This window comes from Streptomyces sp. NPDC003943, from assembly GCF_053605265.1.
Window position 1 is genome coordinate 89,920 of sequence record NZ_JBSGIW010000003.1, and the last position, 24,019, is coordinate 113,938.

At 73.7% G+C, this 24,019-nt stretch carries 22 protein-coding genes; 10 read left to right on the forward strand and 12 right to left on the reverse strand.

Annotated elements, in window-relative coordinates; all coding sequences use genetic code 11:
- The first annotated feature begins 20 nt into the window (after positions 1–20).
- Both ACWEV0_RS02325 and ACWEV0_RS02330 read left to right on the forward strand, forming a co-directional pair.
- Positions 21–479 carry a hypothetical protein gene (locus ACWEV0_RS02325; protein WP_453145684.1) on the forward strand — a complete coding sequence of 153 codons (459 nt, stop codon included), beginning with the start codon at positions 21–23 and terminating at the stop codon, positions 477–479.
- The gene (locus tag ACWEV0_RS02330; RefSeq protein WP_453145686.1) at positions 476–2,587 is read left to right on the forward strand and encodes a tetratricopeptide repeat protein; all 2,112 of its coding nucleotides are present in this window, start codon (positions 476–478) and stop codon (positions 2,585–2,587) included. Before ACWEV0_RS02325 ends, ACWEV0_RS02330 begins: the two co-directional genes overlap by 4 nt.
- Here the strand turns inward: ACWEV0_RS02330 and ACWEV0_RS02335 are convergent.
- Positions 2,584–4,452 carry a hypothetical protein gene (locus tag ACWEV0_RS02335; RefSeq protein ID WP_453145688.1) on the reverse strand — a complete coding sequence of 623 codons (1,869 nt, stop codon included), beginning with the start codon at positions 4,450–4,452 and terminating at the stop codon, positions 2,584–2,586. The genes ACWEV0_RS02330 and ACWEV0_RS02335 overlap by 4 nt on opposite strands.
- A gap of 205 nt (positions 4,453–4,657) precedes the next feature.
- On the opposite strand from ACWEV0_RS02335, the gene ACWEV0_RS02340 reads away from it, so the two are divergent.
- Positions 4,658–5,428 (forward strand): chaplin, encoded by a 771-nt coding sequence (locus ACWEV0_RS02340; protein ID WP_453145690.1) that lies wholly within the window; start codon positions 4,658–4,660, stop codon positions 5,426–5,428.
- Between the two features lie 167 nt (positions 5,429–5,595).
- Here the strand turns inward: ACWEV0_RS02340 and ACWEV0_RS02345 are convergent, their stop codons facing one another.
- The 3 genes from ACWEV0_RS02345 to ACWEV0_RS02355 form a co-directional block, all read right to left on the reverse strand.
- Positions 5,596–6,255: a DUF2293 domain-containing protein gene (locus ACWEV0_RS02345; protein WP_453145691.1), complete on the reverse strand. Its 660-nt coding sequence runs from the start codon at positions 6,253–6,255 to the stop codon at positions 5,596–5,598.
- A 91-nt stretch (positions 6,256–6,346) separates the two neighbouring features.
- Positions 6,347–6,805, reverse strand: a complete 459-nt coding sequence (locus ACWEV0_RS02350) for a hypothetical protein (protein ID WP_453145693.1) — start codon at positions 6,803–6,805, stop codon at positions 6,347–6,349.
- A gap of 100 nt (positions 6,806–6,905) precedes the next feature.
- Positions 6,906–8,117, reverse strand: coding sequence for a pyridoxal phosphate-dependent aminotransferase (locus tag ACWEV0_RS02355; RefSeq protein WP_453145694.1), 1,212 nt, complete (start codon positions 8,115–8,117; stop codon positions 6,906–6,908).
- A gap of 84 nt (positions 8,118–8,201) precedes the next feature.
- Here ACWEV0_RS02355 and ACWEV0_RS02360 point away from each other — a divergent pair, with 84 nt between their 5' ends.
- Positions 8,202–8,897: a winged helix-turn-helix transcriptional regulator gene (locus tag ACWEV0_RS02360; RefSeq protein WP_453145696.1), complete on the forward strand. Its 696-nt coding sequence runs from the start codon at positions 8,202–8,204 to the stop codon at positions 8,895–8,897.
- A 23-nt stretch (positions 8,898–8,920) separates the two neighbouring features.
- On the opposite strand, the gene ACWEV0_RS02365 is transcribed toward ACWEV0_RS02360, so the two are convergent.
- Positions 8,921–9,346, reverse strand: coding sequence for a MerR family transcriptional regulator (locus ACWEV0_RS02365; protein ID WP_453145698.1), 426 nt, complete (start codon positions 9,344–9,346; stop codon positions 8,921–8,923).
- Positions 9,347–9,372: 26 nt separating this feature from the next.
- Positions 9,373–10,137, reverse strand: a complete 765-nt coding sequence (locus ACWEV0_RS02370) for an SDR family NAD(P)-dependent oxidoreductase (RefSeq protein ID WP_453145700.1) — start codon at positions 10,135–10,137, stop codon at positions 9,373–9,375.
- A 195-nt stretch (positions 10,138–10,332) separates the two neighbouring features.
- Between ACWEV0_RS02370 and ACWEV0_RS02375 the strand changes: the two genes are divergently transcribed.
- Positions 10,333–10,968, forward strand: a complete 636-nt coding sequence (locus ACWEV0_RS02375; protein WP_453145701.1) for a uridine kinase — start codon at positions 10,333–10,335, stop codon at positions 10,966–10,968.
- On the opposite strand, the gene ACWEV0_RS02380 is transcribed toward ACWEV0_RS02375, so the two are convergent.
- From ACWEV0_RS02380 to ACWEV0_RS02395, 4 genes are read right to left on the reverse strand one after another with little or no spacing between them, the layout of a single operon-like run.
- Entirely contained in the window at positions 10,958–11,893 is a 936-nt protein-coding gene (locus ACWEV0_RS02380) for a carbohydrate kinase family protein (RefSeq protein ID WP_453145703.1), read from the reverse strand. The genes ACWEV0_RS02375 and ACWEV0_RS02380 overlap by 11 nt on opposite strands.
- On the reverse strand, positions 11,890–12,801 hold the full coding sequence (locus ACWEV0_RS02385) for a pseudouridine-5'-phosphate glycosidase (protein WP_453145705.1): 912 nt from the start codon (positions 12,799–12,801) through the stop codon (positions 11,890–11,892). The genes ACWEV0_RS02380 and ACWEV0_RS02385 overlap by 4 nt, the downstream gene beginning before the upstream one ends.
- Positions 12,802–12,850: 49 nt before the next feature.
- The gene (locus tag ACWEV0_RS02390) at positions 12,851–13,984 is read right to left on the reverse strand and encodes a hypothetical protein (RefSeq protein WP_453145707.1); all 1,134 of its coding nucleotides are present in this window, start codon (positions 13,982–13,984) and stop codon (positions 12,851–12,853) included.
- On the reverse strand, positions 13,968–14,816 hold the full coding sequence (locus ACWEV0_RS02395; protein WP_453145709.1) for a hypothetical protein: 849 nt from the start codon (positions 14,814–14,816) through the stop codon (positions 13,968–13,970). The genes ACWEV0_RS02390 and ACWEV0_RS02395 overlap by 17 nt, the downstream gene beginning before the upstream one ends.
- Positions 14,817–15,274: 458 nt before the next feature.
- Here ACWEV0_RS02395 and ACWEV0_RS02400 point away from each other — a divergent pair, with 458 nt between their 5' ends.
- Positions 15,275–15,631, forward strand: a complete 357-nt coding sequence (locus ACWEV0_RS02400) for a cupin domain-containing protein (RefSeq protein ID WP_453145710.1) — start codon at positions 15,275–15,277, stop codon at positions 15,629–15,631.
- Positions 15,632–15,851: 220 nt separating this feature from the next.
- Here ACWEV0_RS02400 and ACWEV0_RS02405 read toward each other — a convergent pair whose 3' ends face one another.
- Complete coding sequence (locus tag ACWEV0_RS02405) at positions 15,852–17,150, reverse strand: MFS transporter (RefSeq protein ID WP_453145712.1); 1,299 nt, start codon at positions 17,148–17,150, stop codon at positions 15,852–15,854.
- A 106-nt stretch (positions 17,151–17,256) separates the two neighbouring features.
- Positions 17,257–17,820, reverse strand: a complete 564-nt coding sequence (locus tag ACWEV0_RS02410; RefSeq protein ID WP_453145713.1) for a methylated-DNA--[protein]-cysteine S-methyltransferase — start codon at positions 17,818–17,820, stop codon at positions 17,257–17,259.
- A gap of 156 nt (positions 17,821–17,976) precedes the next feature.
- On the opposite strand from ACWEV0_RS02410, the gene ACWEV0_RS02415 reads away from it, so the two are divergent.
- The 4 genes from ACWEV0_RS02415 (at position 17,977) to ACWEV0_RS02430 (ending at position 23,806) form a co-directional block, all read left to right on the forward strand.
- Positions 17,977–18,885 (forward strand): MHYT domain-containing protein, encoded by a 909-nt coding sequence (locus ACWEV0_RS02415; protein ID WP_453145715.1) that lies wholly within the window; start codon positions 17,977–17,979, stop codon positions 18,883–18,885.
- Between the two features lie 81 nt (positions 18,886–18,966).
- Positions 18,967–21,099: an excinuclease ABC subunit UvrB gene (uvrB, locus tag ACWEV0_RS02420; RefSeq protein ID WP_453145717.1), complete on the forward strand. Its 2,133-nt coding sequence runs from the start codon at positions 18,967–18,969 to the stop codon at positions 21,097–21,099.
- A gap of 129 nt (positions 21,100–21,228) precedes the next feature.
- Positions 21,229–21,807, forward strand: a complete 579-nt coding sequence (locus tag ACWEV0_RS02425; protein ID WP_403797916.1) for a TerD family protein — start codon at positions 21,229–21,231, stop codon at positions 21,805–21,807.
- A gap of 55 nt (positions 21,808–21,862) precedes the next feature.
- On the forward strand, positions 21,863–23,806 hold the full coding sequence (locus tag ACWEV0_RS02430; protein ID WP_453145719.1) for a TerD family protein: 1,944 nt from the start codon (positions 21,863–21,865) through the stop codon (positions 23,804–23,806).
- The last annotated feature ends 213 nt before the right edge of the window (positions 23,807–24,019 follow it).

Genomic DNA, 24,019 nt, shown 5'->3' on the forward strand with positions numbered 1-24,019 from the left:
GACGCTTCGAAGGGGGCCTGGTGGAAGCCGAGTTGGTGGCACTGGCGACGACGGGGGCGACCGCCCTCGTCCAGCAGATGGTGAGCGACGGCTGGGAGCGGGCCCGCACCCGGATCGCCGCGTTCTTCGCCGCGCGCTCCGGAGCCGACGAGGAGGCGGTCGGCGCCGAACTGGAGGCCGCGCGCGACGAACTGATCCGCGCCGAGCAGAGCGGCGACGAGGAGACGGCACACGAGGCCCGGACCGAGGCCCATGTCGAGTGGCGGGCGCGGATGCGGCGCAGCCTCCTGGCCGATCCCGAGTCGGCGCGGGAACTCCAGGAGATCCTGGATGAGTTGGCGGGTGACGAGCGCAGGCCGGCCGAGCCGGCCGCCACCGTCACCAACGTGATCAGCGGAGGAGTGCAGCACGGCTCCGTGATCCAGTCCCACACCATCCAGAACCTCAGGATCGGCGGCCAGGACGGCTCCCGCCCATGACCCCCGACCCCGTCGTGCGCAACGACGTCGGCGGCACGGTCCACGGAACCGTCGTCCAGGCCGGGCGGATCGACACGCTCACCGTGGAGGCCGTCGTCCCGGCGATCGTCCCGGGCAGCCCGCCGCCCGGGTTACTCCCGCCGCCGACCCGCCACTTCACCGACCGTCGTGACGAACTCGACCGGCTCACCGCCCTGCTGGACGGTACCGACGACGACCCGGCGCCCCGCGTGGTCGTGCTCACCGGCACCGGCGGCATCGGCAAGTCCGCCACCGCGCTCCACTTCGCGGCCCGCCTGCGCCGCCGCTTCGACGGCGGCCAGCTCCACGCGGACCTGCGCGGCGACGCCACCGCCACGGCCGCCACCCCCTCCGTCATCCTGGTCCGCTTCCTGCGGGCCCTCGGCGTCGCCCCGCAGTACGTGCCGGCCGACGAGCAGGAGCAGATCGACTGGTTCCGCACGCTCACCGCGGACCGCCGCCTGCTCACCGTGCTCGACAACGCGCACTCGGCCGCCCAGGTGCTCCCCCTGCTGCCGACCGGTCCCGGCTCGCTCACCCTGGTCACCAGCCGCCGCCGGCTCGACGGACTCACCCGCGAGGTCGGAGCCCACCGCCTCGCCCTCACCCCGCTGGGCCCCGCCGACTCCGCCCTCCTCCTCACCCGGCTGTCCGGCCGCGACGGCACTCACGCCCACACCGGCGCACAGGCCGTCGCCCGGCGTTGCGGCGGACTCCCGCTCGCCCTCTGCATGGCCGGCGAGCGCCTCGCCGTACGGACCCACCTCACCTGGCAGCAGCTGGAGCACGACATGGCCACGTCCGCGGCGGACGCCCCCGGCCACGACGGCCCCGAGGGACGCGACCTTGTCGCCGCCACCGCCGACACCTCCTACGAGGACCTCACGGCCGACGCCGCCCGCCTCTACCGGCTCGGCGGACTGCGCCCCTGGGCCGGACTCACCGCCCCGGCGGCCGCCGCGCTCGCCGAGGTCCCGGTGGAGCGGGCCGCCGCGCTGCTCGAAGAACTGGCCTCCCTCCACCTCGTGGAGGAGTACGAGTCGGGCCGCTACCGCTACCACGACCTGCTCCGCGCCCACGCCGAGCGCCGCGCGCTCGAAACCGACGGACCCGGCCGGTGCGCCGCGGCCGTCGGGCGGCTCCTGCGCCACCACCTGGCCGCGGCCGCCGCCGCGGACGCCCGCGTCATGCCCGGCCGCTGGCGCCTCGGCCCCGTCTACGAGCGGCTGCCGCACGGCCCCGAGGTCCCCACCACCCCCGCCGCCGCGACCGACTGGCAGCTCACCGAGCGCGAGAACCTCGTCGAGGCCGTGCGGACCGCTGACGCGTACGGACTCGACGACCTCACCTGGCAGTTGTGCGAGGCGCTCTGGAGCCTGTTCTTCCGGCAGGGCTTCCACGAGGAGTGGCTGGCCACCCACCGCCTCGGCATCGCGGCTGTCACCCGCTGCCCCACGCCGCCCGGCGCCGAGGGCCGCATGCACACCCAGCTCGGCTTCGCCCTCCACGGCCTCGGCCGGTACGACGAGGCGGAGGCCGCGTTCACCGCCGCCGCCGAGGCCGACCGGCGCGCTGCCTTCCGTACGGGAGAGGCGACGGCGGTGGAATCCATCGGCCTGGTACGGCTCGCCCAGGGCCGCCACGACGAGGCCGCCGACTCCTTCCGCACCGCGCAGACCCTCACCGACGACCCCCGGGCCCAGGCACTCCTCGCCCACCATCTGGGCCGTGCCCTCTCTGGCCAGGGCCGGCACGCCGACGCCGTCGCCACCCTGGAGCGGGCCCGGGAGCTGATGGCCGCGCTGCCCGACCCGTACAACGAGGCCCGCGTCCTCACCAGCCTCGGCGAGGCGGCCCTCGCCACCGGCGACCGCGAGCGCGCCGCCGGCGTTCTCGCCGACGCGGCCGGGCGGATGGCGCGCGAGCGGGTCCCGGTCCAGGAGGCGGCCCTCGCGGCGCTGCGCGCCAGGGCCGCGGCGAGCGTGGAGGAGCGCAGAAGCTTCCTGACCGAGGCGATCGAGCGGTACGAACGCCTCGGTGCGCCTCAGGCGACCGCCCTGCGCGCCGAACGGGAGGCCCTCGCCTAGCCGACGACGCGCGGCACGGCCCGCACCGCGACCTGGTGGCGTACCGAACCCGTCGCCACGACGAGGGCACCGGCGGCGACGAGCGCCGAGAGCGGTCGGCCGCTCGCGCGCCAGGCATGCACGGCCGAGGCGTACGCGAACGGGTCGCACGGATCGGTGAAGCCGTCCGGGCGGGGCAGCGCGGTCAGTTCGAGGACCGTGCCGTCCCGGTCGTGGACCAGACAGCGACCCGGTCCCGTGGCGACGGCGGCGAGCGCGGCGTACGGGCGCTGGGCCAGGAGCTCCGCGGCGCGCGGACCGGGAGGGTCGCCGGTCCGGCCGCGGTCGGTGACGACGTCCGCGAGGGCGAGCCGCCCCGCGTCGGCGGTGCCGTCGTCGACGGCGGTGTGCGCGTCGTCCGCCGCGGGGATCTCGGGCTCCGCGACCGGATCGGCATAGCGGGTGACCGCCACCTCGGGCGGACCGCCGGGGGAGTCCCGGACCGTGGTGAGGACCCGGACCGGCACGGTGACCTGAGGGGTCTCCGTTCCTGCCGGGACCGGGACCGGTACCGAGACCGGGACGGCGACCTGCGGTGTCTCCGTTCCTGCCGGGAGCGCGACCGGGACCGGCAGCGACGGCAGCCGGGCCGGGCGTACGGGCTCGGGCAGGGCGAGCATGGTGTGGAACAGCGTCCGCAGCAGCGCCGCCGACGCGCCCGGGTCCGAGGTGGCCGCCGCCGCGAACCCGTCGTACCGCCCGGGCACATGGCCGTCGATCACCGCGTCGAGCTGCGCCCGCAGCGGCGACCCCGGGCGCAGGGCCGGAGCCGCCCGGCCCAGCGCGGCGACAGGTGACGCGGGGTCGAGCTCGCCCTGCGGGAAGGTCCCGAGCAGGACCGGCAGACCGAGCGCGGCCGCGTAGTAGGTGACCGAGCCGTGGTCGCCGATGACGCAGTCGGCCGCCGCGACCGCCTGCCGCCAGTGCTCGACCGGGTCGACGAGGAGGACCCCGGAGTCGGCGGCCCGGCGCAGCCAGGCGCGGACCTGGCCGGGCCCGTGTCCGTACCAGATGTTGGGGTGCAGCACGGCGCACAGCCGGTACTCGTCCACCGGCAGGGTCTCCGTCAACTCCCGCAGGAGGGCGGGGAAGGCGTCCGATCCGGCGAGGGAGGCGCGGCCCCAGGTGGAGTTCAGGACGACGAGCCGGCGTCCGTCACCGGCGCCGAACGCCCGTCGCAGCGCCGGGCGCCGGTGGCGGAGTCCGAGCATCCGGTCGAAGCAGGGGTCACCGGCGAGGACGGCGGTCTCGGCCGCCTCGGGGCAGGCGTGCCGCAGCCGGTCGAGTTGTTCGGGGTGGGAGAGCACGGTCGCCGCGGCGAGCGGCTTGCCCTCGTGGAGCAGCCACTCCGGGTCCATGCCGAAGACGGGCGCACCGCCGTTTCCGCCCCACGCCCCGAGCCCGGTGTCCGGTGTCCGGTGTCCGGTGTCCGGTGTCGCCAGCCTCTTATTGTATCCGGCGCCGTGTGAGAGGATGATCAACTTACCCTGGAACGCCTGGAGTTCACCGCCGTAGCTGGCGCTGATGGCGAGGTCGACGTCTCCGGCCGCGGCCAGTTCCTTCGCCTGCTCCCACGGCACCACCGGCAGCCCCGCCCGGTCGAGCAGCTCCGGCACCCCGGCCAGGAACGGCGAGGAACCCGTGCAGGTCGCGAGAGTCTGCACGTCGAGGGCGTCGTCGAAGAGCGGCAGCACATCGAGCAGCCGGGTGGCCGAGGTGACGTTGTGGACGACGAACAGCACCGTACGCGCGGGCTCCCGGGTCCGCCAGCGCGCCGCGTCCCGGCCCACCGGTACCCGCAGCCACTCCCGCCCCACGGTCACCACGCCCCCTCCGGACCCCCGAACCCTCTCCGGTCACGTGCGTGTCACCGTAACCCACCGCGAACACCCGACGTCGGGACATGATCCGCCCGGTTCACACTCCCTCGATGGAGTGAAACCCGCCGGGCTTCGGATCCGGGCACCTCGCGGATGGCGTTGTGTCGGGTACGGGCGAGTGCCCGTGAAGACATCCGGAAGGCAGGAAGCCATGAGGCAGATTCGCCGAAGTGGTCTGGCCACACTGTTGGTCACCGGTGGCGCGCTGGCGCTCTCGGCGGGCGCCGCCCACGCCGACTCCGCGGCGCAGGGTGCCGCCGTCGGCTCGCCGGGGGTCGGCTCCGGCAACGCTGTTCAGCTGCCGGTGCACGTCCCCGTGAACGTCTGCGGGAACACCGTCAACGTGGTCGGGCTGCTCAACCCCGCGGCCGGCAACAGCTGTGCCAACCGCTCCGGCGACCAGGGTTACGGCTCCGAGGACAGCGGCCCGGCGCACAAGGACCTGCCGGGCACCCCGCGCACCGGCTCCTCCGGCAGTGGTTCGCACGGCGGCGGTTCCCACGGTGGCGGCGCGTCCAACGGAGGCGGCGCCACCGCCGAGAGCCACGCCGAGGGCTCCCCGGGCGTGCTCTCCGGCAACGGGCTCCAGCTGCCGATCGACCTCCCCGTCAACCTCAGCGGCAACTCGGTCAACGTCGTCGGCATCGGTAACGCCGCTACTGGCAACACCTCGGTCAACGAGTCCCAGGAGGAGTGCGAGCACCCCGAGATCCCGACCCCGCGCCCGCCGGCCCCGGCCCACCACGTGCCGCCCGCCCACAGTGCCGGCCAGCACCGCCCGGCCCCGCAGTCCGAGTCGGTGCAGCTCGCCAGCACCGGCGCGGACTCCCTCGGCTTCGCCGCCCCGGCGAGCGCCGCGCTGCTCCTCGGCGGCGCGCTGCTGTACCGCAGGGCCCGCCGCGCGTCGGCCGACCAGGGCTGAACCGACGCCCGCACCGCCGACGTACCAGCCGTACAGAGCCGTACAGCGCCGTACAGCGCCGTACAGCGCCGTGCCGAGCCGTCCCCAGCCGTAGCGGCGGTACGGCTCGCGAGGTGAACCAGAGGTGGACCAAGGGCTGAGCTCAGGGCGCCGCGTCGCCGCGCCCCTCAGCCCGTACGCCAGGCCCGGATAACCGCCTCGATGGCAGGCGCGATTCTCGCCCGGGCCTGGTGCCGTGGCACCCCGGCCATGAGCAGCGTGTCGTACTCGGTGTCGACATGCCGTACGGCGGCCCGCACCGCCGCCGCGACCGCGCCCGGGTCGAGGGCCCGGCCGGCGGCCGTGCGTCCCACCCGCCCGCTGCCCTTGGCCGAGGCGTGGGCGGCGATCTCCGCCGCCCGGTCGGCCGGGCAGCCCGGGAAGAGGCGCCGGATCTCCGCCTCCAGGGTCGCGGTGATCTCCGCGTCCCGCTCGGCCCGGCGCGCCGCGTCCCTGGCCCGGCGCCGCGCCCGTGCCTCGGCGTCCGCCAGACATGCCGTCTCCGCCCGGACCAGCGCCGGCTCCTCGACGAGCAGGCCCTGACGCTCATAGCGGGTGCGCCGGCGGTTGTGCCGTACCACCACCGCCCACAGCGAACTGCCCTCGCGGGCCCGGCGGGTGAGGGCCGTGTCGCCGCGCCGCAGGAAGACGAGATGGCCGAGATCGGCGCAGTCCAGACAGACGGGCGCGTTGAACTCGACGATCATCCGCTCCAGCGGCCCCTGGTGGCACTCCGAGCAGCGGCGCCGTCTGAGCGGTTCGACCACGACGGGGGCGACGAGATCCACGACGGTCTTCTACCCGTACGGGGCCGGGCCGATGCCCCGGAGCGGGGCCGGTGCACGTCGCTCGCGCCGGGGTGGGCGCGCCGGTTCGCGCTCAGCGCACGCCCGGCGCGGCCGCCGCCACGAACACGGCGAGGGCCTCCTTCGCCTCGTCCGAGCGCCGCGTGCGCTCGGCGTCGTCCGCGGCCTCGTGCATGCAGTGGGTCACCTCGAACGCGGACTCGGCGAGCCGCCGGACGTGCGGGTCGTCGCAGATGAGCTGCACCAGGAAGAGCGCCTGCCGGGCGGTGGTGCGCTGCCGGTACGAGGCGAGCCGGGACTGCTCCGCCTCCTCCGAGCCCGGCTCGAGGTGGGCCTTGAACCAACGGTCGTTCTGGCTCTGCCGGTAGTCCACGACCGCGCCCGCGAAGGCGCTGTAGGTCGCGATCCGCTCCTGGCGCAACTGCTCGGTCCTGGCGAGCGCGGCGGTGCGCTCGGCGGCCCGGCCCTGGAACCAGTGCGTGGCGACCACGCCCAGCAGGGTCCCGACGACGGCTATCAGCGCCGCATCCATGACGGATCCGCTCCTCTCTCCTGCGATGAACCGTCAGATCATCGCAGGAGTACGGAACTTCTCCCATCCCGCTCCCGGGCTGGGGGCCGGGCGGAGGCGGCTACTGCCGGTATCCGCCGAGGAACCGCCCGATGCGGCTGATGGCGGCGTCCAGGTCGTCCACGTACGGCAGCGTGAGGATGCGGAAGTGGTCCGGGCGCGGCCAGTTGAAGCCGGTGCCCTGCACGACCTGGATCTTCTCGCGCAGCAGCAGGTCGAGGACGAACTTCTCGTCGTCGTGGATCGGGTACACCGCAGGATCGAGGCGCGGGAAGGCGTAGAGCGCGCCCTTCGGCTTGACGCAGGAGACGCCGGGGATCTCGTTGAGCTTCTCCCAGGCCCGGTCGCGCTGTTCGCGCAGCCGGCCGCCGGGGGCGGTGAGCTCGTGGATGGACTGCCGGCCGCCGAGCGCGGCCTGAATGGCGTACTGCGCGGGCGCGTTGGGGCACAGCCGCATGGAGGCCAGCATGCCCAGGCCCTCCAGATAGCTCTTGGCGTGCTCCTTGGGGCCGGTGACGACGAGCCAGCCGGAGCGGAATCCGGCCACCCGGTAGGTCTTGGACAGGCCGCCGAAGGTGAGCACGACCAGGTCGGGGGCGAGCGAGGCGGCCGGGTAGTGGACGGCTTCGTCGTAGACGATCTGGTCGTAGATCTCGTCGGCGAAGACCATCAGGTTGTGTCGGCGGGCGAGGTCGAGGATGCCCTCGACGATCTCCTTCGGATAGACGGCGCCCGTGGGGTTGTTGGGGTTGATGACGACGACGGCCCGGGTCCGGTCGGTGATCTTCGAGGCCATGTCTTCGAGGTCGGGGTACCAGTCGGCCGACTCGTCGCACAGGTAGTGCACGGGCTTGCCGCCGGCGAGCGTCACGACGGCGGTCCACAGCGGGTAGTCCGGGGCCGGGATCAGGACTTCGTCACCGTCCTCCAGGAGGGCCTGGGTGGCCATGGAGATCAGTTCCGAGACGCCGTTGCCGAGGTAGATGTCGTCGACGTCGACGTCCGGCAGTCCCATCGACTGGCAGCGCTGGGCGACGGCGCGGCGGGCGGAGAGGATGCCGCGGGAGTCGGTGTAGCCGTGCGCCCTGGGGAGCATCCGGATCATGTCCTGGACGATCTCCTCCGGCGCCTCGAAGCCGAAGAGCGCGGGGTTGCCGGTGTTGAGGCGGAGCACGCTGTGACCCGCCTCCTCCAGGGCGTTGGCGTGCTCGATGACCGGGCCGCGGATCTCGTAGCAGACCTCGCTGAGCTTGCTCGACTGCCGGAACTCCATGTGCCGACCTCCCCAGAAGTGTTGATGCTTGGTTTTACCAAGTTCGAGCTTGGAAAGTCCAACAACATGTCTAGACTGCGTCGCATGCCCGCTCAGTCAGCACAGTCACGTCCGCCGCGGCAGGCCCGCCGCCGAAGCTACGACCAGTACTGCGCCGCAGCCCGCGCCCTCGACGCCGTCGGTGACCGCTGGACGCTGCTGATCGTCCGTGAACTCCTCGCCGGACCGCGCCGCTACACCGATCTGCACGCCGATCTCCCCGGCGTCAGCACCGACATGCTCGCCGGCCGGCTCAAGGACATGGAGGGCGCCGAACTCGTCACCCGCCGTCGGCTGCCGCCCCCCGCCTCGGCGTACGTGTACGAGCTCACCGACCGCGGCCGCGAACTGCTCCCGGTGCTGCGCGCCCTCGCCGCCTGGGGCGCGCCCGCCCTCGACGAGCCCCGGCCGACCGACGCCGTGCGCGCCCACTGGTTCGCGATCCCGCTGCTCGGCGTCCTGGAGGGGCTCGGGGCGAGGGTCGTCCAGGTCACCCTGGACGAGGGGGAGTTCCACGTACGGGCCGGGGGCGACGGGCAGGGCGAGCACGGAGGTGTGGCGTACGGGGACGGGCCGGCGGCCGACGCGGAGGTACGGCTGCGGACGGACGCCGCGACCTGCCGGGCGCTCGTGGCGGGCGAACTGACGCTAGCGGAGGCGGTCGAGTCGGGCCGCGTCGAACTCGCGGTCGAGCCGGGCCGCGGCGGACTCCAGGAGCCGGCCGAGATCCCCGTGCCCTGAGCGCGTGTCGTGCTCTGCGCGACCTATCCGCTGCCCAGGCGCGCACCGGTGCCCGTCGACGAACCCGCCCCGGCCCGCTCGGCGGACACGGCGAGCCGAGCCTGTGCATGGGAGGCCAGGGCGGCGGCGAGCCGGTCCCTGGCCTCGGTCTGCGCCGCGATCCGCGCGTCGAGGACCGCGAGCCGCTCGCGGGCGATCGCCAGACCGCGCGGGGAGGGTTCGGCTGCCGGCATGTCGCCGTCGAGGCAGGCGGCGAACGCCGTCACGTCCTCCAGCGTCAGGCCCGCGCCCAGCAGATATCGGATATTGGATACACGCACCACGGCGCTCTCGTCGTACACCCGGTACCCGTTGGCCGCGCGCACCGAGGAGATCAACCCCGCCTGCTCGTAATGGCGCAGGGCGCGAGCCGTCGTCCCGGTCCTCCGGGCCAGTTCACCGATGCGCAAGGCCCCCACCTCCCCACGCAGTCGTATCACGAGACCAGCGCGCCTCCGTCCACGGGCAGCACCGTGCCCGTCAGGTACGCGGCGTCCGGCGCGGCCAGCGCGGCGATCGCCCACGCCACGTCCTCCGGGCGGCCGATCCGGCCCAGCGGGATGTGCGCCAGCTGCCAGTCCCGCAGGGCCTTCCGCTGCTCGGGGCCGAGCCCCATGTGGTCGGCGATCGGCGTCTCGATCGCGCCGGGCGCGACCGCCACCACCCGCACCCCGCGCGGAGCGAGCTCCACGGCCCAGCAGCGCGTCAACGTCTCCAGAGCGCTCTTCGTGGCCGGGTAGAAGGAGTTGTTCGGCCAGCCGCGCTGCCCGATCGTGGTCGTGACGTTGACGACGACGCCCCGCGCGGCCTCCAGCGCCGGCACGGCCGCCTGCGTGAGGAGGACCGGAGCGACGAGGTTGGTCTCCAGGAGTGGGTCGATCACCCCGCGGTCGAGCGTGCCGAGCGGCCCGCCGCTGCCGATCCCGGCGTTGTTGACCAGCACGTCGAGCCGTCCGTACGCGTCCACCGCCGCGCGCACGATCTCCTCGGGCGCGCCCGGCGCGGTGATGTCCGCGCCCAGCGGTCGGATGCCCGGAAATCCCGTCGCCGTCTGGTCGAGCGGCTCCGGCCTGCGGCCCACGGCGAGGACGGTGGCGCCCTGCCGCGCGAAGGCCCGTGCGGTGGCCCGACCGATTCCGGTGCCGGCGCCGGTGACCACGACTACGCGGTTGTTCTGCTGCTCCTGCTTGCTGTCGCTCATGCGCCGATCGTCGAACCCTGCCGCCAGTGACAAGGTCAAATACGGGATCCAAGATCCAAGATCCAAGATCCAAGATCCGGGATCGCGGATCCGGGATTGCGGAGGCTGGATCCAACCTCCAACCTCCAATCGCCAACCTTCGACCTCCGATCTCCAGCCTCCAACGCCCTGGGTCCATGCGGCAGGATGGGACGGATGCGATTCCAAGCGATCACCTGGGAGCGGCTCGCCGACACCGTCGCCGACCGCGTCGACCGAGCCGAGCCCGGAGACGGCAGCGACTGGCTCAAGGTCGGCATCGACGGTGCCCCCGCCGCCCAGGGCGCGGAGTTCGCCGAGCGGGTCGCCGAGGTGCTGCGGCTGCGCGGCCGGTCCGTGCTGGTGGTCGGCACCGGCGGGTTCCTGCGGCCCGCGTCGCTGCGGTTCGAGTACGGCAAGCAGGACCCCGACGCGTACTACAGCGGCTGGTTCGACACCGGGGCGCTGTGGCGGGAGGTGTTCGGCCCGCTGGAGCCGGGTGGCAGCGGACGGGTGCTGCCCGACCTGTGGGACCCGGTCACCGACCGGGCCACGCGCAGCCCCGCCGTACCGCTGCAGCCCGGCGGGGTGCTGGTGCTTCACGGCCCTTTCCTGCTCGGCCACTGGTTCCCCTTCGACCTGAAGGTGCACCTGCGCCTTTCCCCCGGCGCGCTCGCCCGCCGGACCGAACAGCCCTGGACCCTGCCCGCCTTCGCGCGTTACGAGCAGGAGGTCGGCCCGGCCGACACCGCGGACGCCGTCGTGCGCGTCGACGACCCGCGCCGACCCGCCTGGACGGGCTTCAAGGAGTAGCGGGCCGTCCGCCCACCACGGTCACCGCCAGGGCGCCGGCCCGGCAGCCCGCGGCGGCCGCCTCGGACGGGTCCGCGCCGGCGAGGCGGGCGGCCAGGAAGGCGCCGGTGAAGGCGTCGCCCGCGCCCGTGGAGTCCACCGGACGGACCGGCGGCGCCGGAACCCGGGCGGTCACGCGGCCGTTCGCCGCGACGACCGCGCCCTCGGCGCCCAGCGTGACCGCGACCAGCGGGAACCGGCGGCTGAGCACCACCGCCGCGTCCGCCGGGTCGGTGCGGCCGGTGAGGAGGCGTGCCTCGTCCGCGTTCGGCAGCAGGCACTCCGCACCGTCCACGGCCGCGAGGAAGGACTCCGTACCCAGCTCCTTCAGGAAGCCGGCCGAGGCCGGGTCCACGCTCACCGGCACGCCCGCCGCCCGCGCGTCCCGCAGCACCCGCCCCGCCGTGTCCCGGCTCGCGGCGGCGAAGAACAGATAGCCGGACAGATGCACCCGGGCGACCCCGGCCAGCAGCTCCGGCGCCCAGTCGTCCGGCGCGAGCCGCAGCGCCGCCCCGCTGTCCGTCAGGAACGTGCGCTCCGCGTCCGGGCCCACCAGCGCGATCACCGCCGCCGTGGACGCCTCCGGATCCCGGACGAGCAGCGGCCGTACGCACGCCCGGCGCAGCTCCTCGGCATGCCACGCCAGCGCCTCCCCGCCCACCCGCGCCAGGATTCGGGTGTCCGCGCAGCCCGAACGCGCCGCCCAGCAGGCCACGTTCGCCCCAGCGCCGCCCGGCAGCGTACGGATCTCCGCCGCCGTGTCGGTCGCGGGCACGAGCGGCGTACGGTGCCGGGCGACGACGTCCGTGACGACGTCACCGACGACCAGGAGCGCGCCCGGCCCGCCTTCCGGGCCGCCTGCCGGGCCACCTCCAGGCCCGGTCACGGCAGCTCGCGGTAGGCGGCCGCGATCCGCGCCGCGAGCCACACATTGCCCCGTACCGCCGCCAGATTCGCCTCCAGCGACGCCCCTTCCGTGTGCACCATCAGGTGGTCGAGCAGGAACGGAGTCACGGCCTGCCCGGTGATGCCCTTCTCGCGCGCGGCCGCGAGTCCCTGCGCGAGCACCCGGTCGTGCAGCTCCGGATCCAGCTGCTGATCGGCCGCGACCGGGTTGCCGACGACCAGCGCCGAACGCGGCCCGCCCAGCTCGTCCCGGGCGCGCATCACCCGCGCCACGCCCTGCGGCGTCCGCACCGTCCAGTCGACGGGCTCCCCGGAGGACGACAGATAGAAGCCGGGAAACCGGTCCGTGCAGTAGCCGACGACCGTCACTCCCAGCGTCTCCAGGCGCTGCAGTGTCGCCGGCACGTCGAGGATCGACTTCACGCCGGCGCACACCACCGTGATCCCGACCTGGGCGAGCAGTCGCAGGTCCGCCGACTCGTCCTGCGTCTCGGCCCACTCCCGGTGCACTCCGCCGAGGCCGCCGGTCGCGAACACCCGTATACCGGCGGAGTCGGCGAGCCAGGCCGTCGCCGAGACGGTCGTCGCCCCCGTCGCCCCCGCCGCGAGCGCCGGGGCCAGATCGCGGTGGCCGAGCTTGCGCACCGACGGATCCTCCGCGATCCGGATCAGCGCCGCCTGGTCGAGGCCGATCCGGGCCGTGCCGTCGATCACCGCGATCGTGGCGGGTACCGCTCCGCCGTCCCGTACGAGGGCCTCCAGCTCGTGCGCCACGGCCAGGTTGCGCGGGCGGGGCAGGCCGTGGGCGATGATCGTCGACTCGAGCGCGACCACGGGACGCCCCTCGTGGAGCGCCTCTCGCACCTCTTCGGACACCTGTGTGGACATGTTCGATGTCTGGCGCACCGGCACCTCTCGCAAACCTCGTCGGCGGACATCAGCCACAGCCGGACAGCCGGGTCAGCCGGGCCGTGTCCACCGCCTGGATCACGGTCCGGGCGGCGGCCGCCTTGGCGTTTCCGAGGCTGTACGCGAGCGCCAGACCGGTCCCGGAGGCCGCGGCGTACCCGTACGCGGGCGTGATCGCCGTGTAGGCGCCCGAGCCGGGGTCGAGCGCGTACGAGGTCTCCGGGGTGCGCCAGACGACCAGGCGCCCGGCGATCCGCAGCTGGTCCACGCCGTCCGCGGCGGGCGAGCCCGTCACGGCGGCCGTGGGCCGGGCCTCGCCCGCGCGCCACACCATCAGGCGGGGCGCGCTCTCGCCCGCCACCCATGCCCAGGTGGTGCCGTCGGAGGCGAGACCGCGGACGTCGCGGAGCGCGGCGATCGGTGCGGGCAGCGCCGCCGGCCGCCCGTCGACCGCGGAGACGGCCGCCAGGCGGGTGCCGCCGCCCACGGCCTCGCGCCACACCACGAGCCCGCCCGCGGCGAACGGCGTGTCGAGCACACCCGTGTGCCACGCGCGCGCCTCCCCGCCGCCCGCCGACGCGGCGAAGAGCGTGGCCTTGCCCGAGCCGGTGCCCTGCGCCCACACCACGGTGCCGTCGTGAACGGCCGGGCGGGGGAGCGGGCCCGGCAGGTCGGCGTGGGCGAGGCGCCGCGTCCGGCCGGTGGCCGAGTCCCAGCCGTACAGGCTCCACGGGCTGTCCAGCGTCCGGCCCTCCAGGACCACGAACGCGGCCCACCGGCGCCCGTCGAAGTCGGCGGCGAGCAGCTGGTGTTCGACCGGGTCGGCGAACCGCAACAGGGTACGGGGCGCAGCCCCGCCCGTCCGGACGAGGACCGCCCGGCGCCCGTCCGCGCCGCTGAGCTGGAGCGCGGTCCAGCCCGGGCCCGCGTCCGCGAGGACCGGACGCGATCCGGCCGGCGGTCGGTACGTGCCCGCGGCGAAGGCCGCGCGCCACGCGGCGGGCAGCGGCACCTCGCAGGCCGGCTCGGTACCCCGCGGTGCTGCCCGTACGGGCGCGGGAGTGCCGTCCGTCGTACAGCCGGTGGCGAGGGCGCCGACCAGGCCCAACAGGAGGGCGCCCAGACCACATAGGGAGCGGCGGTGTCTACCAGACGTACCCACGGCCGCCCATGATGGTGGTGAGGGTGTCGGAGGAGATGTGCGCGGACTTCGGCACCGACCCCGCCCACGAGATGACGCTGGTGCTCACCCCGCCGACCGGATCCAGGTAGTCGACCTCCGCGGCCGCCGTGTCGGTGTTGTAGCCGTCGATGGTCACCCAGTGGAAGATCTCGATGTTGGGGTGACCCACGAGATGCGGCCCGCCCGGTACCTCCCAGGCGTTGCCCGCGATGGCGTAGTCGTAGTCCGTGTTGTGGGTGATGTGCTGCCTGAAGGCGGTCTTGTCGGTGGCCGTCGGGGTGTAGGGCAGCGCGTTGGGCACGTAGCCGGCGCCCGGCAGCCGGTAGTTGAGCGCGTCCGCCATCGGGTAGCCGGTGGGGCTCGGCACGTTGATGTCGATGCCGTACCACGCCGTGCCCGAGGTGGTCGTCCTGAGCAGCGTCGCCGCGTCCTGCTGTGAGCGGCCGCCGACCTCGTCATGGGCGGACTGGGCGATGACCAGAGTGGCCGGGCCGCACCAGTAGGAGGTCTGCTGCGACTGGTGGATGCCGCCGGACAGCTTGTACCCGGCGAGGACGCCCGAGGCACTCAGGGTGCGTGCGCTCTCGTACGTTCTCGCCGCCTCGGCCTGCTTGGCGGCGGCCAGCCGGCGCTGGGCCGGGGTGAGCCGCTGCGGCCCGAGCGTGTCGTGGGCGGCCTTGTACGAGGCGCCCGGCGCGGGATCGGAGGCGGGGACGGCGGTGGCCGTGGCGGTGGGGGCGGCCGTGGCGGCGGTCAGCAGGGCCGCCGCCGTGAGGACGGCCGCTCGGAGCAAAGTGGGGGTGGCCGACATCGCACTCTCCTGTCGGGAGTGGGGGGCGTGGGGGAGTGGCTCGATGGGGAGTGTGACGCTCCGGGGCTCGCATGTCAGGGGGTATGACGCCCCTCGCGCGAGCATCATTAGGCCCACCAAAGGCGCCGCGTGCGACCAGCGGCGACCCTCGCGGGCGTCGTCCGCCCGGGCGCGGTTTTCAGCGCGCAGGAGCGGAGAATGCGCCTCCGCCTCCGTCCTCGCCGCCGAATCCGCCGACCCGCCCGCGTGCGCCGGCGACGACGGAATCGGTGCCCCGCGGTCTCTTCCCGCGCCGGTGGTCCACCGCTCCCGCCGCAGCCGCGCGGCAAACCCCTGCTGCGGATTCCGTCGCGTCCCCGGGCGGGTCAAGTGCCCTGGTGGGGCGGCGAAACGGAGCTTCCCCCTCCACGCCGTCCCCGCCGTGGAACGGCCTCCGGGCCCCGCTACAGTCACCGCCCATGACCACTCACGAGCAGCCTTCCTTCGCCGTCCACATCCCCGACGCCGACCTCGAAGCCGATCCCCTCGACCCGGCCCAGATCGTCTCCGGCACCCCCGAGGTGACCGGCAAGGTCCTGTGGGAGTCCGCCGACGGCAAGCAGATCCGGGGCATCTGGCAGATCACCCCCGGCGTCGTCACCGACACCGAGGCGAACGAGCTCTTCGTCGTCGTCAGCGGCCGCGCCACGGTCGAGGTCGAGGGTGGCGAGACCCTGGAGATAGGCCCGGGCGACGCGTGCGTGCTGCGTGAGGGCGACCGCACCACCTGGACCGTCCACGAGACGCTGCGCAAGGCGTACCACATCAGCCTCTGAGCGTCCGTGGCGTCCGCTTCTCCGGGATGTTGGATCCAGGATGCTGAATCCGGCAGGCGGGATCCGGCATCCCGGACCCGGGAGGTTGGATCCGAGAGGTTGGATCCGGCATCCCGGATCCGGGAGGTGGATCCGATATCCCGGATCCGGGCGGTCGGATCCGGGATTCGACATCCGACCTCCCGGATATTGGATCCAGCCGCCCGCCTCTCCCAGACGCTCAGCCCCGCCGCACTCCCGTCCGCACCGCGAGCAGCGTCATCGGCATCAGCAGGCACGCCGCGACCAGGTTCAGCCAGCCGTAGCCCGCCTGCGAGACGATCAGGCCCGCGGCGAGGCCGCCGAGTCCGGCCGAGGTGTTCATGATGAAGTCGGAGAGCCCCTGGACGGCGGCGCGGGCGGCCTGCGGGACGGAGTCGGTGAGGAGCGCCGAGCCCGAGACCAGGCCGGCGGACCAGCCGAGGCCCAGGACGAAGAGGCCGAGCGCGGTCTGCCCGTGGCCGGCGCCGGACGTGCCGGCGAGGAGCGCGGCCACGGCGATCAGCGCGACCGCGAGGCCGATGACGGAGAGGCGGCCGAGCCGGTCGGAGAGCCAGCCCATGACGGGCGAGAAGGCGTACATGCCGGCGATGTGACCGCTGATCACCAGGCCGATCATCCGGATGTCCGCGCCGTGGTGGCTGAGCGCGACCGGGGTCATCGACATGATCGACACCATCGCGGTGTGCGAGCCGGCGACGGTCACCAGGGCGAGCCGGGCGCGGGATGACGCCCGTACGGCCCGCAGGCCGGCCTTGAGGGAACGGCTTTCGGCGGCCGCGGCCTCCTCCGGGCCGGCGAGGACGCGGGCGGTGAGCAGTGGGTCGGGGCGCAGCAGCAGGGCCACCATGGCCGCGGCGAGGACGAAGACGCCGGACGCCCAGACGAAGGGCCCGGCGGCGACGGGGATGCCGAGGCCGGCGACGCTCTCGCCGGCCGGGGCGGCGACGTTGGGGCCGAGGACGGCGCCGATGGTGGTGGCCCATACGACGGTGGAGATGGCCCGGGCCCGGCGGTCGGGCTCGGCGAGGTCCGCGGCGGCGAACCGGGCCGCGAGGTTGGCCGAGGAGCCCGCTCCGAAGCCGACGAGGCCCAGCAGGAGCACGGGGAAGCTGTCGACGACGGCGCCGAGCACCGCGACTCCGGCGCCGAGCGCGCCGACCAGGTAGGCGAGGACGAGTCCGGCGCGCCGGCCGCGCCGGCCCATCAGCGAGGCGAGTGGCATCGCGAGGAGGGCCGGCCCGGCCACCGTCGCCGTCGACGCGAGACCCGACAGCGCCTCCGTGCCGCTGACCTCCTTGGCGAGGACGGCGGAGAGGGCGACGCCGATCGCGATGCCGAGTCCGCCGAGGATCTGGGTGGCGATGAGCACGGCCTGGATGCGGCGCCGCAGCGCCGGGAGCCGCTCGGGGGAGACGGGGGCGGGGGCGGATATCGCGGTCGACAGTACGGCGTCAGGGGCGCTGGAGCTGTTGGTCACTTACGCATAGTGCCAGCGTTCCCACCATGTGGGAACGCCCGGACGGCGAGGCGTCCCATAACGGCGGCTCAGAACTGCGGCCCCGAACAGGCCCCGGAAGGGCGGCTCAGAACAGCGGCTCCGGCAGCACGCCCTCCAGGGCCAGCAGCTTCCGCTTGGTCTCCAGACCGCCGCCGAAGCCTCCGATCCCTCCGTCGCTCTCCACCACCCGGTGGCACGGCACCACCACCGGCAGCGGATTGGATCCCATCGCCGCGCCGACCGCCTGCGCGGCCGAAGGCTGCCCGACGCGGCGAGCCAGCTCCCCGTACGCCACCACCGTCCCGTACGGGACGCCGTCCGCCAGCTCGCGCAGCACCTGGCGGTTGAATCCGGTCACCAGCGACCAGTCGAGCTTGACGTCGAAGCTCTGCAGGGTCCCGTCGAAGTACGCCCGGATCTGCCGTATCGGCTCGGCGAGCCGATCCGTCTCGCACCGCACGAGCTCCACTCCGAGCGCGGCCGCGAGCCGCTCCAGGACGCGCTCCAGCACCCGTCCGTCGGCATGGAAGTTCACGCTCACGAGGCCCCGGTCCGTCGCGGCGAGCAGCAGTGGACCGATGCCGCTCGGCACCACCGTCCACTCCACGCGCCCCACCGGCCGCTCCGCCCCCGGCTTCTCCTGTCCCATGCCGATCACCATACGACCCGGCACTGACACCGGGGCGGGCAATTCCAGGACCGCATGGCCGGAGGGCCCCGGCGGGCGCCATAATCCGTTAGCACTACTCAGCGGTACCGACTGTTTTCGGACGACGTTGCACCCAGGGGTGGAGGACGGACGCTCATGCAGGGCACGGTCGACGGATTCAGCTACGGCCTGGTCACACCGGTGGCGGCCTTCCTCATGGCCTGCCTCGGCGGCGCGCTCGGACTGCGCTGCACCACCAGATCGCTGCGCCACCGCGACAGCTTCAAGGCCGGCTGGCTTGCCCTCGGTGCCACCTCCATCGGCACCGGCATCTGGACCATGCACTTCATCGCCATGATGGGCTTCTCCGTCCGGCAGGCCCCGATCAGCTACGACCGCCCGATCACCTTCGCCAGTCTCGGCGTCGCCATCCTCATGGTCGGCATCGGCATCTTCATCGTCGGGTACCGCGGCGCGACCCCGCTGACCCTGATCACCGGCGGCACCATCACCGGCCTCGGCGTCGCCACCATGCACTACCTGGGCATGGCCGGGATGCGGCTGCACGGACAGATCCAGTACGACACCCTCACCGTCGGCCTCTCCGTGGTCATCGCCGTGGTGGCCGCGACCTCCGCCCTCTGGGCGGCCGTCTCCGTGCACGGCTTCCTGGCCAGCCTCGGCGCCAGCCTGGTGATGGGGCTCGCGGTCAGCGGCATGCACTACACCGCCATGGCGGCGGTCCAGGTCGAGCTGCACGGCACCCCCGCCCCGGGCAGCGGCGACAGCGCCACCTCGCTGCTGCTGCCCATGCTCGTCGGCCCCGGCGTCTTCCTGCTGCTCGCCGCCGTCGTGGTCATGTTCGACCCGCTGCTCGTCATGGGCGAACCGGACTGGCAGCGGCCCACCGCCCGTGGCGGCTACCGCCACGGTGCCCCCGGCGTCCCGGTCCCGCGCCGCGTCGCCGCCTACGGCGAGCCCGCCAACTGGTCCTCCGCCCGCCCCGCCGCCCGCGGCGGGCGCCGGGCCGTGCACCGCGACGCGTACCGCTCCCAGGACTGGTGAGCGACGGGCCGCCACCGCCCGGCCGGCACCCGCCGGGCCGATCACACGCCCGCTGTCAGTGCCGGGTCGTACGGTGGTTGCATGCGGCCAGTCTCCAAGATCGAACGTACGGTGGCGCCCTTCGAGGTCGTCAGCCCCTACCAGCCCAGCGGCGACCAGCCGACGGCCATCGCCGAGCTCGACCGGCGCATCCGCGCCGGCGAGAAGGACGTCGTGCTGCTCGGCGCCACCGGCACGGGCAAGTCGGCCACGACCGCCTGGATGATCGAGAAGCTCCAGCGCCCCACCCTGGTGATGGCGCCGAACAAGACGCTGGCCGCCCAGCTGGCCAACGAGTTCCGTGAGCTCCTGCCGAACAACGCGGTCGAGTACTTCGTCTCGTACTACGACTACTACCAGCCCGAGGCGTACGTCCCGCAGTCGGACACCTACATCGAGAAGGACTCCTCCATCAACGAGGAGGTCGAGCGGCTGCGCCACTCCGCCACCAACTCGCTGCTGACCCGGCGGGACGTGATCGTGGTCGCCTCCGTCTCCTGCATCTACGGCCTCGGCACGCCGCAGGAGTACGTGGACCGGATGGTCTCCCTCAAGGTCGGCGACGAGATCGACCGGGACCAGCTGCTCCGCCGCTTCGTCGACATCCAGTACACCCGCAACGACGTGGCGTTCGCCCGCGGCACCTTCCGGGTGCGCGGCGACACCATCGAGATCTTCCCGGTGTACGAGGAGCTCGCCGTCCGCATCGAGATGTTCGGCGACGAGATCGAGGCCCTCTCCACCCTCCACCCGCTCACCGGCGAGGTCATCAGCGACGACCAGCAGCTGTACGTCTTCCCCGCCAGCCACTACGTCGCCGGACCCGAGCGCATGGAGCGGGCCGTCAACGACATCGAGGCCGAGCTGGAGCAGCGCCTCGCGGAGCTGGAGAAGCAGGGCAAGCTCCTGGAGGCCCAGCGGCTGCGCATGCGGACCACGTACGACATCGAGATGATGCGCCAGATCGGCTCCTGCTCCGGCATCGAGAACTACTCGATGCACTTCGACGGCCGGCTGCCGGGCTCCCCGCCCAACACCCTCCTCGACTACTTCCCCGAGGACTTCCTGCTCGTCATCGACGAGTCGCACGTCACCGTGCCGCAGATCGGCGCCATGTACGAGGGCGACGCCTCCCGTAAGCGCACCCTCGTCGACCACGGCTTCCGGCTGCCGTCGGCGCTCGACAACCGCCCGCTGAAGTGGGAGGAGTTCCAGGAGCGGATCGGCCAGACCGTCTATCTCTCCGCCACCCCCGGCACCTACGAGCTGTCCCGCGGGGACGGCTTCGTCGAGCAGATCATCCGCCCGACCGGCCTCGTCGACCCCGAGGTCGTCGTCAAGCCCACCGAGGGCCAGATCGACGACCTGGTGCACGAGATCCGGCTGCGCACCGAGCGCGACGAGCGCGTCCTCGTCACCACGCTCACCAAGAAGATGGCCGAGGACCTCACGGACTACTTCCTCGAACTGGGCATCCAGGTCCGCTATCTGCACAGCGACGTCGACACCCTGCGCCGCATCGAGCTGCTGCGCGAGCTGCGCTCCGGCGAGTACGACGTCCTGGTCGGCATCAACCTGCTCCGCGAGGGCCTCGACCTGCCGGAGGTGTCGCTGGTCGCCATCCTCGACGCCGACAAGCAGGGCTTCCTGCGCTCCGGCACCTCGCTCATCCAGACCATCGGCCGAGCCGCCCGTAACGTCTCCGGCCAGGTCCACATGTACGCCGACACGGTCACCCCCGCGATGGCGCAGGCCATCGACGAGACCAACCGGCGCCGCGAGAAGCAGATCGCCTACAACAAGGCCAACGGCATCGACCCGCAGCCGCTGCGGAAGAAGATCAACGACATCGTCGCCACCATCGCGCGCGAGGAGATCGACACCGAGGAGCTGCTCGGTACGGGCTACCGCAAGTCGAAGGACGGCAAGGGCGCCAAGTCCCCGGTCCCCTCGCTCGCCGCGCACGCGCCCAAGCGGAAGGGCGCGAAGGCGGGCGCGACCATGGAGCTCGGCGACCGCCCGGCGACCGAACTGGCCGGAATCATCGAGGAGATGACCGACCGCATGAAGGCCGCCGCGGCCGAGCTGCAGTTCGAGGTCGCCGCCCGGCTGCGCGACGAGGTGTCCGAACTGAAGAAGGAGCTGCGCCAGATGAAGGAGGCCGGGCTGGCCTGACGGGCCTCCAGAGGGGGGGCGCGGACGCGGCCCGGTGTGTTGCAAGACCGACACAAAACCGGGCCTGTCCGGGCGGGTTGTCAGTGCCCCTGCGTAGGGTGCTGAACACACCGATGAGAGGGGCAGCGCGTGACGGTCAACATGACCAAGGGACAGGCCATCAGCCTGGAGAAGCAGGGCGGGGGCAGCCTCACCTCCGTGCGGATGGGCCTGGGCTGGCAGGCGGCGCCCCGCCGCGGCCTGTTCGGCTCGCGCACCCGTGAGATCGACCTGGACGCCTCGGCCGTGCTCTTCGCCGACAAGCAGCCCGTGGACGTGGTCTTCTTCCGCCACCTGATCAGCGACGACGGCTCCGTCCGCCACACCGGCGACAACCTGGTGGGCGGCGTCGGCCAGGGCGGCGACGACGAGGCGATCCTGGTGGACCTCCAGCGGGTCCCGGTCCACATCGACCAGATCGTCTTCACGGTGAACTCCTTCACCGGACAGAGCTTCCAGGAGGTGCAGAACGCGTTCTGCCGCCTCGTGGACGAGACCAACGGCCAGGAGCTCGCCCGCTACACGCTCAACGGCGGCGGCCCGTACACGGCGCAGATCATGGCGAAGGTGCACCGGGCCGGTTCCGGCTGGCAGATGACGGCCATCGGCAACCCCGCCAACGGCCGCACCTTCCAGGACCTGATGCCGGCGATCTTCCCGGTCCTGTAAGCAGCGGTCCGGCAAGCGGCCGCAGCGCACACCTGCATACGGAGAGACGGAACAGATGACCGCCGAGCTGGTCCGGGGGCAGAACCACCCCCTGTCCCACACCCGCCTGGAGATCCGGGTCTCGGCCGGTCATCCGGTCGTCGCCGCGGCCACCCTCGCCGACGAGCAGGGCCGGATCGCCGGCCCCGAGGCCGTCGTCCACCCCGGGGTGGCCGCGCTGCCGGGGATCGAGGTGCCCCGGCAGGCCGCGGAGAGGCACCGGCTCGCGGTCGACCTGGAGGCCGTCCGCGACACCGTCCACCGGGTCTCCGTCCTCCTCGCACTGCCCGTCGGAGCGGGCGGCCCCACCCGCTTCGGCGCCACGGCCGCCCCCGTCGTCACCGTCACCGCACCCGACGGCACCGGCATCGCCGCCTACACGATCACCGGCCTCGACCGCGAGTCCGCGCTGATCGCCCTCGAGCTCTACCGCCGCCAGGGCGCCTGGAAGGTCCGGGCCGTCGGCCAGGGGTACGAGGGCGGGCTCGCCGCCCTCCTCGCCGACCAGGGGCTCCCGCGCGCCGGGGAACTCGCCGGCACGGTCCTGGAGGCCGTCGCCCAGGGCCTCGCCCGCTCGGTCGCCGCCCCGCCGCCGCGGCTCCCCGAGACGGACCGGGCCCGCCAGACCGCCCCGTCTCCGCACCCGGGTTCCACCCCCTCCCCGACCTCCAGCCCGTCCCCGGCTCCGGGGTCCGCCCCGGCCGCGCAGCCGCCCGCGGGCACCGGCCCCATCGACTACACCCACCCCGGCCGCCGCCCGGCTCCCGGGCCCGCCCCGGCGCCTCCGCCGCCGCAGGACGCCGAGCCCAGCGCGTATCCGACGCCCGTCGCCGGGGACGCCACCGGCTGGACGATGGACGAGCGGCTCTACAACCAGGTGTGGGGCATGTTCGAGGATCTGGCGCGTGCCACCGCCGCGTACCGCAGCGCCTGCCAGTTCGCCGAGTCCCGCCTCGACCAGGAGCTCGACCGGGCCCTGTCCGACCCGCGCGCGAGGATCGGCGGGGCCGGCGACGCCGCCCGGGCCGAGGCCCGGGCGAAGCACGACGAGCTCACCGCCCGCGCCCGGGAGGCCCTGGACCGCGATCTCGCCCAGCTCACCGCCGAGTCGGAGGTCGTCGAGCCCGCGCTGCCGGCGGCCTACGCCCGCTGGGACAGCCCCGTCTGGCAGGCGTACCACGTGCCCATGGAGGCGCCCATGGCCGTGCGGCTCGGCGATCTGCACCTCCCCGAGCGGACCGGGCTGCGCATCCCGTTCCTGGCCCGGCTGCCGCTCGCCCGCGGGCTCTGGGTGGACTCGGGCCGCGGCGACTCCCTGGCCGCCTCGCTGCTCGACGAGGCCGAGCTGCGCCGGGCCGCTGTGGAGTGCGCCGTCGCGCACGCCGTCCGGCTGCTCGCCGTGCACCCGGCGCACCGCTTCCGGGTGCGGGTGATCGACGCGGCCGGAGCGGGCGCGGCCGCGTTCGCCCCGCTCGTCGAGGCGGGCGTGACCGAGGGGCCGCCGGCGGCCGGAGCGGCCGGGGTCTCGGAGGTCCTGGCGCAGCTCACCGAGCGGGTCGACCTGCTGCAGATGGCGCTGCGCGCCGACGCCTCCGAGGACCTCCCGCCCGGCCTGGACACCGCGGAGGAGCTGCTGATCGTGCACGACTTCCCGCACGGTTTCGACGACCGCGCGGTCAACCGGCTGCGCTATCTCGCCGACGAGGGCCCGGCGGTCGGCACCCATCTGATGATGGTCGCGGACCGGGCGGACGCGGCGGCGTACGGGCCGGTGCTCGACCCGCTGTGGCGCTCGCTGACCCGGCTCACGCCGGTGCCGGACGACCACCTCGCCGACCCGTGGGTCGGGCACGCGTGGACGTACGAGCCGCCGGTCTTCCCGGCGGGCAGCGGGGTGCTCCGGCAGGTGCTCGCCCAGGTGGCCGACGGACGTCGGCAATGGGGACCGGAACGGCTCTGACCTGCGCTTTTGAGGTGACTTTACCCTTCTCTTTACCGTTTCTTGGTTCTTCGGGTACTCTTTTTCCTGCGGAGGGGAGTACTCCCCAAGCGCGGCGTACCCGTCAATACGGACAGGTCGGACACCTGATCCCGGGGCGCCGGCCCGTGGCCGGCGTTGAGCGGCCGGCCCGGGTGGAAGAGACCTCCGGCAACGAGAGGCTCCATGTGAGCC